This window comes from Caulobacter segnis ATCC 21756 (genome assembly GCF_000092285.1).
Classification (GTDB): domain Bacteria; phylum Pseudomonadota; class Alphaproteobacteria; order Caulobacterales; family Caulobacteraceae; genus Caulobacter; species Caulobacter segnis.
Map to the genome: position 1 here is coordinate 2025203 of NC_014100.1, position 14313 is coordinate 2039515.

The window sequence follows — 14313 nt, forward strand, 5'->3', positions numbered from 1 at the left end:
TCCTTCCAGGCCATCGACGATGGTCAAAAGAAAATTGGGAGGGTTGTAGGATGAGTGCTGTCGGTAGCACGCGAGGGGGATCGTCCTTTTTGAGCGCGTTGCTCGCAACGAGCGCGTTCGCGACGATCGTGGCGGGCGGGGCCGCCCATGCTCAGGCGGCGCAGACGCCGCCGTCTCCAGGCTCTGACGATTCCGTCGTCACCGAGATCATCGTCACCGGGTCGCGCATCCGGTCCGAGGGCTTCACCGCGCCGACCCCGACCCAGATGCTGGGTACGGCGGACCTGGAACGCGCCGCTCAGCCGAACATCTTCACCGCCATCACCCAACTACCCTCGCTGCAAGGGTCCAGCGGCGCGACGACCGGCACCTTCAGCACGTCGAGCGGGCAGCAGGGTCTGTCTTCGTTCTCGCTGCGGGGCCTTGGCACGATCCGCACCCTGACGCTGCTGGATGGCCAGCGAGTGGTGCCGGCGAACGTCACCGGCGTTCCCGATATCAGCCTGTTCCCCCAGCTCCTGGTCGAGCGGGTCGACGTCGTCACCGGCGGCGCCTCGGCCTCGTACGGCTCGGACGCTGTCGGCGGCGTGGTGAACTTCATCACCAACAAGAAGTTCGTGGGCCTCAAGGCCAACGTCATGACCGGCGTCACGACCTATGGCGACAACCACCAATGGTTGGCCCAGGTCGCCGCCGGCAAGAACTTCATGGATGACCGTCTGCACGTGCAGGTCAGCGGCGAGTACGACTGGGAAGAGGGCGTCCCGGCGGGCGGCTTCGGCGAGGACGCGCCGGGTAGCCGTGACTGGTACACGACCGCCACGCTCGTCAATCGTGGGATCACCAACGACGGTTCGCCCCAGTATCTCTATCGCGAGCACGCCCAGGCCTATCAGTACACCAAGTACGGCCTGATCAGCTCGGGCCCGCTGCAAGGCACGGCTTTCGACATCAGCGGCAATCCGTTCCAGTTCCAGTACGGCGGCGGCGGCGTGCCGTCCAAGGCCGCTAACGGCGCGGTCAGCGGCTGCTATACGAACGGCGGTTTCTGCGTCGGCGGCGATCTGTCCGGCAATGTTGGCGTCGGCACTTCGCTGCAGTCGCGTATCAAGCGCCTGAATACCTACACCCGCGTGGGCTTCGATCTCGACGCCAACAACGAGATCTACGCCACCTTCAACGCCGCTCGCGTGGAGAGCAGCAATCAGCCCAACCCGGGCGCGGCGACAACCGGCCTGACGATGTCGTGCTCGAACCCGTATCTACCGGCTTCGGTGGTCGCGGCCTGCGCCGCGAATGGCATCACGACCTTCACCTTCGGCACGAGCAATGCGCTGCTGCCGCGGAACATCTCGGTCCACCCGACGCGGACCCAATATCGTGGCGTGATCGGCGCCGATGGCAAGTTCAGCGCTCTGGGCACGGAATGGCGCTACGACGCCTATTTCGAGCACGGCGAGAACACGACGAACATCCACGTCAACGACATCCTGCTGACGCCGCGCTATCGGGCCGCGGTTCAGGCGACGCTTGTCAATGGTCAGATCGTCTGCGCCGACCCGGTCGCCCGCGCCAACGGCTGCGTGCCCATCAACATCTTCGGCGGGCAGCGTCCGAGCGACGCCGCCCTGGCCTATATCACCCCCAAGAACGGCCCCTATCAGCACTCCGTGCAGAAGCAGGACGTCGCCAGCATCAACTTCAGCGGCGAGCCCTTTGCGTTGCCGGCCGGGCCGGTCTCGCTGGCGTTCGGCGGCGAGTGGCGCAAGGAGCAGTACCACGTCCAAGGCGACCCCTACGGCGACGGCAACACGGACTCTCCGAACACCGCCGACTATCCGGCCGATCCGATCCTGAATGCCGCGGGCGCCAACTGGTTCGCCGGCAACTACCACTCGGGCGCGGGCAAGTATTCGGTGAAGGAAGCCTATGCCGAAGTGAACCTGCCGCTGGTCAATTCCGATGCGGTGGGCAGGGCCAACCTCAACATGGCCGGTCGCTGGACCGACTACAGCACCTCCGGCACGGTCTACACGTGGAAGATTGGCGCGACCTGGGACACGCCGATCGACGGCGTCCGCCTGCGGGCCGTCACCTCGCGTGACGTCCGCGCGCCGAACCTGTCGGAGCTGTTCGCCGCGCCGGTGACCACAACGTTGCCGAACTTCACCATTCCGTCGAACGGCAAGCCTCCGGCTGGTCAGCCGTCCAGTGGTTCGCTGACCGTGCTGCAGAATGTCGTGGGCAACCCGGACCTGAAGCCGGAAATCGCCAAGAACGTCACCATCGGCGCGGTGCTCTCGAACCCGCAATGGCTGCCGGGCTTCAGCGTCTCGGTCGACTGGTACAACATCGTCCTCAACGGCGGCATCTCCAGCCTGGGCGCTCAGCAGATCGTCAACTTCTGCTATGCGGGCCTCACCCAGTTCTGCGGCGCCTTCAACCTCAATCCGCCGTCGGCCTTCGTCAATTCGCAGACGTTCAATCTGGCGTCTATCAAGACCAGCGGCTTTGATATCGAGAGCAGCTACCGCTTTGAGCTGCCCAGCGTTCCGGGCCGCTTCACGATCCGCGGCCTGGCCACCAACGTCCACAAGTTCGTGACCAACCCCGGCATTCCCGGCGCGGTCGCTGTCGACTCGGCCGGCCAGAACTCGGGCGCGACGCCGGACTGGAAGGTCCTGGCCGTTCAGTCGTGGGATAACGACCGCTTCGCCATCAGCGTTCAGGAGCGCTGGTTCAGCGACGGCCGGTTCGGCGGCACCACGACCGAGTACGTCGAGTGCAAGCCCGGCAGCTGCCCCGTCTCGACCGGCAGCCGGCCGACCATCGACTACAACCACATGAGCGGCGCGACCTATGTCGACGTCAGCGCCTCGTACAAGTTCGGCAACGGCCTGCAGCTCTACGGCAAGGTCGACAACCTGCTGGACCGCGATCCGACCCCGTCGCCGCAGACCAACACGGGCCTCGATGCGAACCCGGCGCTCTACGATCTGCTGGGCCGCTTCTACCACTTGGGTCTCCGCTACAGCTTCTAGGCCTTTCGCAGCCGCTGTTTACCTCCCCCCTGGGCGGCGCCGCCCGGGTCTTGTGTCCGCCTTCGGCGGAAGCAGGACCCGGGCGTTTTCTTTTGATCGCGACATTGGCGACGAAGGCAACGGGCGCCCCCGCGCCCGAAGCGCGAGGGGCGTGCAGGCCATCCAAGTCCGATGAACCGTTTATGGCTGCGCTTCGTTGTAGAGCCGGCCGAGAGGTTCGGCCGACTAGGGGGCGGTTGCGTGACGCTGCAGCAGGGACTTTCATTCGGCTTGATCGGGGCGACGGTGCTCTGCTTTCTGTGGGGGCGTTGGCGCTACGATCTGATCGCGCTGGGCGCCCTGGCGGTGGGCGTGGTGACCGGCCTGATCCCGGTGAAATCGGCCTTCGACGGCTTTTCCAACGACATCGTCGTGATCATCGCCAGCGCGCTGGTGCTCAGCGCGGCCGTTTCCCGTTCCGGGCTTGTCGATCGTTTGATGGCGCCGCTGCTTCCGCGTCTTGTCAGTGAGCGCAGCCAGGTTCCGGTGCTCGTCACGGTGACCACGCTGTTGTCGATGATGACCAAGAACGTCGGCGCTTTGGCCTTGATGATGCCGTCGGCTTTGCAGATCGCCAAGCGGACGGGCGTCTCGCCGGGGCGTCTCCTGATGCCGATGTCGTTTGGATCGCTGGTCGGCGGCTTGGCGGTGCTGGTGGGCACGTCGCCGAACATCATCGTCTCGGAAGTCCGGGGGCGCGCGCTGGGCGAGCCCTTCCGCATGTTCGACTTCATGCCGGTGGGGGGGAGCCTCGCCGTGCTCACGATTATCTATTTGGCCGTGGCCTACCGCTTGCTGCCCAAGCACAGAACGGCGGCGATTGACGTGGATGCGGCCTTGGCCGCGAACGCCTATGTCACGGAGGTAGAAGCGCCGGAAGGTTGGCGTTTCGCAAGCGGAAGGGTCGCCGATCTTCGCGCCGCCGCCGAAGGGGCCGTGAGCGTGGTGGCGATCCTGCGGGGTCGCAAGCGGATGGCCTCGCCCCACGCCAACCGCCGCATCCTGCCGGGAGACCAGCTTTTGCTGGAGGGCGAGCAGCAGGCGCTCAACGAACTGATCGTCAAGGCGGGTCTCAAATTGACCGACGCCGACCGGCCCGTCGTCATGAACGAGCCCACCGAAGAGGTCCGGGTCGTCGAGGCCGTTATCGGCGCGGAATCCGACCTGATCGGCCATACGGCGCGCAGTCTGAAGCTGAACGAAGCTCACGGCGTCAATCTGCTGGGCGTCAGCCGCAGCGGCTATCGGATGGCCGGACGACTGGCCACGGTGCGCCTGAAGGCCGGAGATATCCTGGTCCTGCAGGGGGCGGAGCAACAGCTGCCGCTGGCCCTATCCGCCTTGGGATGTCTGCCGCTGGCGGAACGCGAAGTGCGCCTGGGCGGCGCTCGTCATATCTTGCTGCCGACGGGTATCCTGATCGTGGCCATGCTCCTGGTCGCGTTTGGCGTTCTGCCGGCGGCGGTTGGCTTCTTCGGCGCGGCGGTGCTCGTGATCGCGACCGGCGCCTTGCGTATGCGTGAAGCTTACGCCGCGCTCGAAGGGCCGGTGCTCGTGCTTGTCGCGGCCATGATCCCGGTCAGTGACACGGTCCAGTCCACCGGCGGCGCCGATCTGATCGCGGGCTGGCTGTCGGGCGCGTTTCATGGTCTTCCGCCACTGGTGACCCTGACCGCGATGATGGCCGTGGCGATGGCGGCGACGCCGTTCCTCAACAACGCCGCCACGGTGCTGATCGTCGCGCCGATCGGGATGGGATTGGCCGAGCGCCTAGGGCTCAGTCCGGACCCCTTCCTGATGGCGGTGGCGGTCGGCGCGGGCTGCGATTTCCTCACGCCGATCGGGCACCAGTGCAACACCCTCGTCCTGGCGCCGGGCGGCTACAGGTTCGGCGACTACGCCCGCCTTGGCGCACCGCTGACCGTGATGATCCTGGTGGTGGCGCCAGCGCTCATCGCATTCTTCTGGCCGTTCGTGCGCTGACTAAAGCCAGGAATAGATCGCGCGAGGAATGTAGAAACCGCGCTTGTTCAGGATCGCGCCGGTGACGTCGCCGGCGGCGCCTTCGATGCGCTCGATCATGTTCCGCGCCACCGCCGCGCGGGTCGCCTCGGCCTCGATCACGACGAGGTTCATGTCGACGAGCGGCGCGAAGATCAGGCTCGCCGAGGACCGCTCCAGCGCCGGGCAGTCGACCAGCACCACGTCGTAGTTTCGGCGCGCCTCGCGGAAGAAGGTCTCCCACTCGGTTTCGCTCAGCGCGTGCGAGCCCGCGCCCATCGGCAGGGTGATATGGAGGCTCGTGCCTTTCACGCCGATACGGTCGGCCGAGACGCGCGAGAGCTTGGCGCCGCTCTCCGCGAAGGCCTGGATGGCGGAGTCCTCCACCGTCGGTTCGATGTCGACGAACAGCACGCGCTTGGCGTTGGCCGTGGCCGCCATCATGGCCAGGTCCATCAGGAGGCTCGAGACGCCTTCGCCACCATTGGCGGCGACCAATTGCATGACGCGACCTGGACCGGGCGCGACGCTTGTGAGGAGCCGTAGCAGCAGCTTGGCGTCGTCATAGCCCAGGAACGACGCGCGACTGACGGAGCCAGGCTGTCCGCGCCGTCGAGCGGCGACCTTGTCGTCGGCTGACACGGTCAGGACGACCGGGACGTCAAGCTTCTGCTCCACATCCCGGGGCGTGATCATCACGTCCGAGAAGGCGGACGAGATGACGATCACCGCGACCGCCGTGGCCACGCCGAGGGCCAGGCCGGCCAGGAGCAGAACCATGCGCCCGCTCGACCCCTTCACGGGCGGATCGGCGGCCTGGACGATGCGGACATTCGCCTTCGCCTTGGACAGAGTGTTCGCCAAGCCCGTGTCCTGGGCCCGTTTGGCCAGTTCGCCAAAGCCGTCCTCGAGCATGCTCCGCTGGCGCATTAGCTCGCGATACTCCGGCCCGATCTGGACCAACTCGGCGAGGCGGGTCGTGACGGCCTGGAGATCGCGGGCGGCCTGTCCGCGCGCGAGACGCAGACCCGTCAGGTCTCCGACGCTGTCGGCCAGCTCCGTATCGAGCTGCTGATGGACCGGATTGACGCCGCGTCGCACCGCTACGACCTGCTGTTGCGGCGCGGCGCGGATCTGCGCCTGCACCTCGGCGATCTTCCGGTCGAGATCGACGATCAGCGGATAACCTTCGACGTAACGCGCCGCGGCTTGGCGGCGCTGGTTCTGCAGGTCGAGCAGCGTGCGGGTTAGGTCGTCCAGTTGCTGCGAGCGGCCCTTGTCGTTGGAGATCTCCACCTCGGGCGGCGCTGACTTGAGCCACTTGGACAGAACCGACACGCGGCCGCTTCGGGCCGCGAGCTGCTGGTCCAGAACCTGGATCTGGCTGGCGAGCGAGGCCTGTTGCGTCTGCACCGTCGTCAGTTCGGTCGGATAGTCTCCGAAGCCGTGATCGACGGAGAAGCGCAGCAGCTTCTCCTCGACCTGCTCCAGGCGCTTGTTCAGCTGGTCACGCTGGGCGTTCACCAAGGACGGATCGGCTTGTTCGAAGATCAGCCGCCGGCGCTCGATATAGAGTTTCACCAAGGTGTTGAGCAGGTCGGCGGCCACCTGCGGATCTGCGCTTTGGAGGCTGATCTCGATGACGTTCGACTGCGGGATATTGACGATGTCGAGGTCTTTGGACAGCTGATCGGCCGCCTTGTCCAAGCCCTTGGGCTCGTTGGCCAAGGAGGGATAGGCGCGGGCCAGGCCGATCTTGCGGATCGCCTGGATCCGCAATTCCTTGGCCGACAGGATTTGAATCTCGGCCTGCACGATCTGGGCGCGGTCAAAGCTGAGGCCCTGGGCCCCGCCGCTCAGATCGCTGCGGAAGACGTAGTCGTCGCCGAGCAGGATCAGCAGGCGTGACTGAGCCGTGTAGATCGGATGGGCCATGAAGATGGCGATCACGGCCAACGCGACCGGGATCAAGAAGCCAAGCAGGGCCTCGACCCGATAGTAGAACACGGGCGTGAGCAATTCGCGCACCGTCAGGGGCGAGCGAATGCGTCCTTGCCCCCCTCGGGCGTACGCGCCTTGCTCTATCGCCGCGGTGTTCATTGTTGCGGAGGGCTTCAACTCTGCGACCGCGTAAGCGCGCCGTTAGTTTGGTCGATAACGGCGCAGGACTTAATAAACACTGACATGATCGCGCGGGAGACGGATCATCCGGCCGAAAACGACCCGTTTTGAGCAAAATCGTTGTTATGCAAGAGCTTCCAATACATGCGGCGCCGCCATTTGCCGCAAGCTCTGAGGAGGGCGGCAACCAAATCCTAACGCCCTTCCGCCACTTACGTTTACCAAGGCCGCGCCGTTGCGCGACTAAGGAGGTTGGTTTGTCCGCCTGGCTGCGTGTCTTCTCGCTTTCCGTCGCCTTGGCGGCCGCCGGCTGCGCCGCGACGCCCGCGCCGAACCAGCGTGACATGGCGGGCGGCGGGGGGGCGACTTTCGCCTCCTGGACCAGCGAGGACTATCGCTATCGCATCGGCCCGGGCGACGAGCTTTCCGTCCGGTTCGTTATCAATCCGGATCTCAATGCGACCGTGGTCGTCGGGCCTGACGGTCGCGGCGTCTTTCCCCTGATCAGCGCTCAAGACGTCGCCGGACTGACAGCCGAAGAGGCCAACGCCCTGCTGAGCCGCGCTTACGCGACCGTGCTGCGCGCGCCCCAGGTCGAGACGTTGGTGGCCGGCTACGGCGCCTCTCAGATCTATGTGGGCGGCGAGGTGCGCGATGCGGGCGTCAAGACGATCAAGGGACGCCTGACGGTGGCCCAGGCCGTCATGTCAGCCGGTGGTTTCCAAGAGACCGCGCGCACGGGGCGCGTGGTGGTCATCCGGCAGCGGCCGGGCGACCCTCGGCTGCTGATGCGGACCATCGACGTTCGCGACAATCTGAACGGCAGAGGCGGGGACGACTTCGCCGTCCTGCCGGGCGACCTGATTTTCGTGCCGCGCAGCGCGATCACCGAGGTCAATCGTTTCGTGCGTCAGTACGTGACCGGCGTCTTGCCGTTCAATTTCAACTACAGCATCAACCGCGGTACCCGCTACTAGCCTGACGGCGCGCCGAGGAGACGGATGTCCCGCTATCTGATCTCCGCTGTGGAGCAGGCCCTTTGGTCTTTGCTCAATTTCGGCGTCAATCTGCTGTTGATCCGCTTCGTCGCGCCCGACCAGTACGGCGCGTTCGTGTTCTGGGCGTCCTGCGGCTTCGTGCTGTCCAGTCTGCAGAACGCCCTGACCGTATGCCATCTGCAGGCGTTGGCGCCGGGCGGGGGGCTGGATCCCAAGCGGTTGCCCGTCGAGCGTCTGATGCACGGCGTCAACGCCATCTTTCTCCTGGTCGCGGCCTTGGCGTGCTTGGTCGGCGCCGTGGCGTGGCGGAGCGTCGACAGTCCATACGGCGCGCTGGCGGCCACCTTGTTCGTGCCAGCCTTTCTGTTGCAGCAATATCTGCGGGCGTTGGCGTTCTCGCGTGGACGTGCGGACGTGGCGACGGGGCAGACCGCTGGAGTCTTCGCCCTTGTGGCGCTCCTGCTGGGCGAAGCTCTGCTTCGGGGCGGAAAGCTCGACGCCGACGGCGTCCTCTGGCGCTTGGGCGTCGCCTACGGCTTGACCGGCGCCCTTGGCGCGGTCTGGGCCTTGCGGGGGCAGGGCGGCCGACTTCGCCGCTACGAGCTCAAGGCCTATGGCGACTATGTTCGGCAGTCCGGCTGGGTGTTCCTGGGGGTCTCGAGCACCGAACTTCTGACCCGGTTCTACGTGTTCGTCGTGGCGGGCTGGTTCGGCGCGGCGGCTCTGGCGGCCTTGTCGGCGACCCAGCAGCTGTTGCGGCCCGTCCCGCTGCTGGCGATGTCCTGGAGCATGGTGGCCCGCAACGATCTGGCTCGCCGCCGAGATCATGAGGCGTGGAGCGACTTCGTCCGGATCCTGGCGGTGGCGATGGGCGGCGGGCTGGTGGTCGCCGCGGCGTGGACCCTGATCCTGCACCTGGCCTGGCCGGCGATCGCCACGCACCTGTTCGCAGGCAAGTATCTGACCGACCGCTGGATGGTCGCTCTGTGGGGGCTGAGCGCGGCCTTCACCCTGGGGCAAACAGTGGTGAGCACCGGTCTCCAGGTGCTGCGAGCCTTCAAGCCTTTGGCGCTGGCCAACGGGGCGGCCTCCTTGGTGGCGGCCGGTGGAATCCTGCTGGTCATGCGCGGCCTTGGACCAGCCGGCGCCATCGTCGGGACGGCTGCGGGTCAGTTGCTGGAGCTGGCGGCCATGACCGCCATCCTGATGTCGATCACCGCGGCGAGACGGCGATCGGCGCCGCGCGAGGCCTAGGGGCGCGCGCCGCTCGTTCCGGGGGCGGCGCATGTCGCATGTCGATGTCGACGCCAAACAGCAGGATCAAGATCCCCAGCATGGCGTTGGCCGAGAAGTAGCTGCTCTCCATGAAATTGTGCACGAAGAAGATCATGGGGAAGACGCCCAGGAAGAGCGCGTGAGGCAGGGCGTCACGATATTCGGCGGTCGGATTTCTGAGGCTTTGGCGAATGAGGCCAAGTCCGCGGGCTATCCACCGGAGCAATAGAAGGAGCGCTCCGACCAGCCCTGGAGCGCCCACCGTGACCAACAGGTCGATGTAGCCGTTGTGGGATTGGTTGGTGTGGGTCTCGGCCGCGAACCAGAGGTCGGTCTGCAAGCTCGGTTGCACGGCGGGGTTCACGTCCCAGAAGGAGCCGAAACCTTGGCCTCTCATCGGATGTTCGACGAATTGGTTGAGGGCGAACATCCAGACCTCGGTGCGGCGCGTGAAGTTCACGCTGCGGAGCGGCGCCATCGGGTCCTGTCCGATGGCGTAGCTCCAGGCGAGCCACCCAAATCCCATCGCAAGGAGAGCCGCCACGCCGAACGCCGCCGCCGCCCAGATCGCGCCGGCCCGCAGGCGCAGGCAAGCCAGTAAAAGGGGCGTCGCGGCCAACGCCGACAGAGCGATGGCCAGGCTGGTCTTCGACTTGCTGGCGATCAGCAGCGCCAGACAGCCGGCGAACATCGCGCCCCAGAAGAGGCGCGTCTTCAGTGTCTCGCCAAACAGGATGTAGGGCGTGATCACCAGCGAGCTCAGCAGCATCACCGAGCCCAGAGTGTTCTTGTGATTATGAATGGCCGCCAGGCCGATGTCGGTCATCGACAGGCCGGGTAGGGCGATCCAAGAGATAAGATCGATGACGATCATGATGGCGCAGGCGGTCGCGAGAGCCGCATGCATGCGCCGAGGCTCGCGGAGGCCCGCCACCAGGGCGATGCTGACCACCACATTGATCAAATAGAGAATGAAACGGCGGTTCGAGACTGTCGGATCGATGGCCCAGCGCGTTGTGGCGCCGAACCAGACGAACAGCAGGAGCAGCGGCCAGACCCGAAGGCTAAGAGCCAGCACCTCGCTGCGTCGGAACCACATGATCGGCAGGGTCAATCCCAGCACGCCCAGCCAGATCATTCGGTTGAGCGGCGACATCGGCGAAGCGCCCGACAGCGCATCGACCGTGACCTCGTGAGTATAGGGCGCGACACCGATCATCATGTAGAGCAGCATCAGGACCAGCACGAAGCCCGACCATCGCGAGAGACGGTCATTCAGGCGCGCCGACGCGGCCGCGCGTTCTTCGCGGCGCAGAGCGCGCCAGGCCTCGAGCGTGGCGCCGGCGCGTCGCTCTTCAGCCATGGGCGTTTGCGCTTCCCAACCCAAGCCATCGGGCCAGGACATCCCGCAGTCCCAGCGCCAAGCCATAGAAGCCGCGCATATAGCGACGCCAGAGCCTGCGAGGCTCCTTGACCAGGCGGTAGAGCCACACGAAGCCCGAATGCTCCAGAACAGCGGGCGCGGGATCGGAATCGCCCGTCAGAACGTGCAACGAACTGCCGATGCAAAGACCCAGGCCCGTGCTGCGGCCGTCGGCGATGATGTGGCCGCACAGAAGCTCCGACTGGGGCGGCCCCATGGCGACGAAGATGAAGCGGGCGGGATTTGCGACGATGAAGGCGACCGTTTCGGCGATCGCGGCCGGATTGTGGATCATGCCCATCGGGGGCACGTGCTGGACAAGGTTCTTCAGGCCGTACTGCTGGCGCAGTTTGTCGGCCAGGGCCGGAGTGCCGCCGATCACGGAAAGCGGGGTGTCGGGGCCTATGACCCGCTCGAACAGCTCGCGGACCACATAGGCGCCCGGCGCGAAGCGCAGGCGAAGGCCGCCAAGCAGAGCGGTTCGGCCCACGACACGGCTGTCGTTGGTGCTGATCCAGGCGGCGTCGCTGATCGCGCGGAACCGAGGATCACGGCGCCGCAGATAGGCATGCTCGGCGTTGGGCGTGACGAAAGTCGTGAAGGGGGCTTGGGGCGACCGAGCCGCCAGGGCGTCGACGGTCTGTTCCACTGTCAGCGGCGTGAAGCGGAGGCCCGCGAAGCGCACCTCGGGCCAAGATTGGGGCGCGTCGGATACCGCCGTGGCGCTTTGGGAACCGGACATTAAGAGAGCCTGCCGCAGAGGGGCGTTATAGGAACAGCGCCGATTGGCGCCATACTTGAGTATGCGGGCTCCACCTTTACGTTCGGTTCCCGTTTTGAGGCAGTCTTGAAATCCGCTCACGCCATAAAGCGACTGATGGACATCGGCGTCTCCGCCGCGCTGCTGGCTCTTCTTGCGCCGCTGCTGCTGCTGGTCGCCGTTTTCGTCAAGCTGACCTCGAAGGGGCCGATCTTCTACGCCTGCCATTGGGTGGGGCAAGGCGAGCGATCCTTCACGGGATACAAGTTCCGCACGATGGTCTCCAACGCCGAGGCCATGGAGGCGGAGCTCCAGGACCGCAACGAAATGCGCGGTCCGGCCTTCAAGCTGACCAACGACCCGCGCGTCACGTCGATCGGCAAGGTGCTGCGCAAATACAGCCTGGATGAGCTGCCCCAGCTCTGGAGCGTGCTGATCGGAGATCTCAGCCTCGTAGGACCTCGCCCGCCGCGCGCTCACGAATACGCCCAGTTCACCGAGTTCCAGAAGCAGAAGCTGGCGGTCAAGCCTGGCATCACCTGTCTCTGGCAGGTCGAAGGGCGCCACCGGATCAATGACTACGACGACTGGGTCGAGCGCGATCTGGACTATATCCGTCGCTGGTCCCTGTGGCTGGACATCCAGATCCTGGCGCGGACGGCCGTCGTCGTCTTCCGAGGGACAGGCGTCTGATGTCCGATACGCCCATCGCCGTCAGCGTCGTGGTTCTGAGCTACGACCGTGTCCACCTGCTTGAGCGGACGCTCGTCAACTGCCTCAAGCCCGATGTGTCAAACGGCGTTCCGTTCGAGATCGTCGTTGTCGACAATCATCCCGATCGTTTGGCCCAGCCGCTGGTTTCGCGTCTGGCTGAAGGCGGCGCGCCGATCCGCTACTTCGCAGACGCCCGGCGTAACGTGTCGATTGTCCGCAACGTCGGCATCAAGGCCGCCTTGGGGCGCTACGTCGCCTTTATCGACGACGACGAGGCGCCGGACGCCAACTGGCTTTCCGAGCTGCACGCCTGCCTTGAGCGCACCGGCGCCGACGCCGCGTTCGGGCCCAAGTATCCCGTGTTCGAGGCCGGGCGGCCGCCAGCCTGGGATCCCGAGGGCTGGCGCTACACGCTGGACTATCGCGAACCGGCCGACACGCCGATCCATCTGTTCGGCCGTCTCCGTAAAAAGGGTAAGGGCCTCGGCAGCGGCAACGCCGCCTTCCGCATGGCCACGTGCTTCGATACGCCCGAGCCCTTCGCCGTCGCTTTCGGCGACGCCAATGGCGAGGACACGCATCTGCTGTTTCGCCTCGCGCTCGCGGGCAAGCGCTTCGTGTGGTGCCCGACCGCGGTGGTGCGCGAGTTTATCGAGACGGACCGGACCAAGCCCAGCTACATGATCACGCGGATGAAGCGCGGGTCGCAACACTATGCGGCCTCCCGCGTCGCCACGAGCGATCGGCCTGGCCTCACGCGGATCAAGGTGACGCTCCTGGGTTTGGCGCAGATCGCGGTGCACGCCGGCCTGTACCTGACTTCCGGCGAATGGCTGGCGGGCGATCGCTTCGATAACCGCATCGGCATGGCCAAGGGCCTGGGCAAGCTCTCCTATCGCGCGCCGATTGGCTTCATCGACGAGAAGGCCGCATGACGGACCTCTCGATCGTCATTTGCACCTATGATCGACCGGTCTCGCTCGAGGCGACCCTGAGATCGTGTCTTGAACAGACCAATGCGCTGGGCCTGTCGATCGAGATCGTCGTTGTCGACAATCACCCTAGCGGCAGCGCGCGGTCGGTCGTCGAGACGCTGTCGCGCGAGGCTCGCTGGCCGCTGCGCTACGTCACCGAGCTGACGCGCAACATGTCGACGCTGCGCAATCGCGGTTTCGCGGAGGCGCGGGGGCGTCTGGCCGCCTTGATCGACGATGACGAGGTCGCGTCGCCCGATTGGCTGGACCAACTGGTGGGGGCCTTACGTACGGCCGACGCCGACATGGCCGTTGGGCCGCGCCAGGCCGTGTTCGCCGGAGAGCCGCCGGCCTATGATCCGACAGGATCGCAGTTCGTCAGGATTTTCGACCTTCCCGACGGCGCGATCATTCCGCTGACGGAGCCGTCCGGCAAGCCGCGCTACGGCATGGGCACCGGCAACTCGCTCTTCGACCTCTCACGCTGCTTTCCCAACGGCGAGCCGGCGATGCGCGAGGCGTTCGGCGACGCGGGCGGGGAAGACGCCGAGCTCTTCATTCGCCTTTTCCGTCAAGGTCGCAGGATTGTCTGGGCGCCTCGTGCGGTGGTGACCGAGACGGTCGCGCCGCATCGGACGGCTGTGACATATCGTCTCATCCGCGTCCGCCGTGAGGCTCAGCATTACGTGTCGATCTACCTCGACGCGACTCCGCGTCCTCGGCTGATCTGGGCGACGCTGATGGCCAAGGGGCTGGTTCAAGTGGTTGTCGGATTTGTCTTATCCGCCGCTACTTTCGAGTTTGGCTCTAAGCAGCGAATGCGCGGGCGCGCGATGATCGAACATGGCCTGGGCAAGCTCCTATGGAAGCGCGCCGTAGGCTACATCGCCGAGCCTTCGCTCAACAGGGCAACCTGATCTCAACCAACTTGACCGCAATTCCGCTAACACCGGGCACGGCGCAGGGC

General features: G+C 65.7%; 10 protein-coding genes. 7 read left to right on the forward strand and 3 right to left on the reverse strand.

The features are described from left to right. Positions 1–50: 50 nt before the first annotated feature. Both CSEG_RS09370 and CSEG_RS09375 read left to right on the forward strand, forming a co-directional pair. A complete protein-coding gene (locus CSEG_RS09370) occupies positions 51–3041 on the forward strand; it encodes a TonB-dependent receptor plug domain-containing protein (protein WP_013078993.1) in 2991 nt (996 codons plus the stop codon). Between the two features lie 240 nt (positions 3042–3281). Then, complete coding sequence (locus CSEG_RS09375; RefSeq protein WP_013078994.1) at positions 3282–5063, forward strand: SLC13 family permease; 1782 nt, start codon at positions 3282–3284, stop codon at positions 5061–5063. Here CSEG_RS09375 and CSEG_RS09380 read toward each other — a convergent pair whose 3' ends face one another. Then, positions 5064–7181, reverse strand: a complete 2118-nt coding sequence (locus tag CSEG_RS09380) for a GumC family protein (RefSeq protein ID WP_013078995.1) — start codon at positions 7179–7181, stop codon at positions 5064–5066. 278 nt (positions 7182–7459) lie between these two features. Between CSEG_RS09380 and CSEG_RS09385 the strand changes: the two genes are divergently transcribed. Together CSEG_RS09385 and CSEG_RS09390 are read left to right on the forward strand one after the other, a co-directional pair. Then, the gene (locus CSEG_RS09385; protein WP_013078996.1) at positions 7460–8179 is read left to right on the forward strand and encodes a polysaccharide biosynthesis/export family protein; all 720 of its coding nucleotides are present in this window, start codon (positions 7460–7462) and stop codon (positions 8177–8179) included. Between the two features lie 24 nt (positions 8180–8203). After that, positions 8204–9454 (forward strand): lipopolysaccharide biosynthesis protein, encoded by a 1251-nt coding sequence (locus CSEG_RS09390; protein WP_013078997.1) that lies wholly within the window; start codon positions 8204–8206, stop codon positions 9452–9454. On the opposite strand, the gene CSEG_RS09395 is transcribed toward CSEG_RS09390, so the two are convergent. Together CSEG_RS09395 and CSEG_RS09400 are read right to left on the reverse strand one after the other, a co-directional pair. Continuing rightward, positions 9414–10838, reverse strand: a complete 1425-nt coding sequence (locus CSEG_RS09395) for an O-antigen ligase family protein (RefSeq protein WP_013078998.1) — start codon at positions 10836–10838, stop codon at positions 9414–9416. The genes CSEG_RS09390 and CSEG_RS09395 overlap by 41 nt on opposite strands. Beyond that, the gene (locus CSEG_RS09400; RefSeq protein ID WP_013078999.1) at positions 10831–11640 is read right to left on the reverse strand and encodes a WecB/TagA/CpsF family glycosyltransferase; all 810 of its coding nucleotides are present in this window, start codon (positions 11638–11640) and stop codon (positions 10831–10833) included. Before CSEG_RS09400 ends, CSEG_RS09395 begins: the two co-directional genes overlap by 8 nt. Before the next feature lie 135 nt (positions 11641–11775). On the opposite strand from CSEG_RS09400, the gene CSEG_RS09405 reads away from it, so the two are divergent. Genes CSEG_RS09405 through CSEG_RS09415 form a run of 3 tightly spaced genes read left to right on the forward strand, consistent with a single transcriptional unit; the run spans position 11776 to position 14263 of the window. Beyond that, positions 11776–12351, forward strand: coding sequence for a sugar transferase (locus CSEG_RS09405; protein ID WP_053463743.1), 576 nt, complete (start codon positions 11776–11778; stop codon positions 12349–12351). After that, positions 12351–13307 (forward strand): glycosyltransferase family 2 protein, encoded by a 957-nt coding sequence (locus CSEG_RS09410; RefSeq protein ID WP_013079001.1) that lies wholly within the window; start codon positions 12351–12353, stop codon positions 13305–13307. Before CSEG_RS09405 ends, CSEG_RS09410 begins: the two co-directional genes overlap by 1 nt. Further along, positions 13304–14263, forward strand: coding sequence for a glycosyltransferase family 2 protein (locus tag CSEG_RS09415; RefSeq protein WP_013079002.1), 960 nt, complete (start codon positions 13304–13306; stop codon positions 14261–14263). Before CSEG_RS09410 ends, CSEG_RS09415 begins: the two co-directional genes overlap by 4 nt. Positions 14264–14313: the final 50 nt, after the last annotated feature.

What these genes read in the sequence shown, in the direction of transcription:
- CSEG_RS09370 (WP_013078993.1), top strand. Translation starts at nt 51, where the DNA reads ATGAGTGCTGTCGGTAGCACGCGAGGGGGATCGTCCTTTTTGAGCGCG.
- CSEG_RS09380 (WP_013078995.1), bottom strand. Translation starts at nt 7,181, where the DNA reads ATGAACACCGCGGCGATAGAGCAAGGCGCGTACGCCCGAGGGGGGCAA.
- CSEG_RS09390 (WP_013078997.1), top strand. Translation starts at nt 8,204, where the DNA reads ATGTCCCGCTATCTGATCTCCGCTGTGGAGCAGGCCCTTTGGTCTTTG.
- CSEG_RS09395 (WP_013078998.1), bottom strand. Translation starts at nt 10,838, where the DNA reads ATGGCTGAAGAGCGACGCGCCGGCGCCACGCTCGAGGCCTGGCGCGCT.
- CSEG_RS09400 (WP_013078999.1), bottom strand. Translation starts at nt 11,640, where the DNA reads ATGTCCGGTTCCCAAAGCGCCACGGCGGTATCCGACGCGCCCCAATCT.
- CSEG_RS09405 (WP_053463743.1), top strand. Translation starts at nt 11,776, where the DNA reads ATGGACATCGGCGTCTCCGCCGCGCTGCTGGCTCTTCTTGCGCCGCTG.
- CSEG_RS09410 (WP_013079001.1), top strand. Translation starts at nt 12,351, where the DNA reads ATGTCCGATACGCCCATCGCCGTCAGCGTCGTGGTTCTGAGCTACGAC.
- CSEG_RS09415 (WP_013079002.1), top strand. Translation starts at nt 13,304, where the DNA reads ATGACGGACCTCTCGATCGTCATTTGCACCTATGATCGACCGGTCTCG.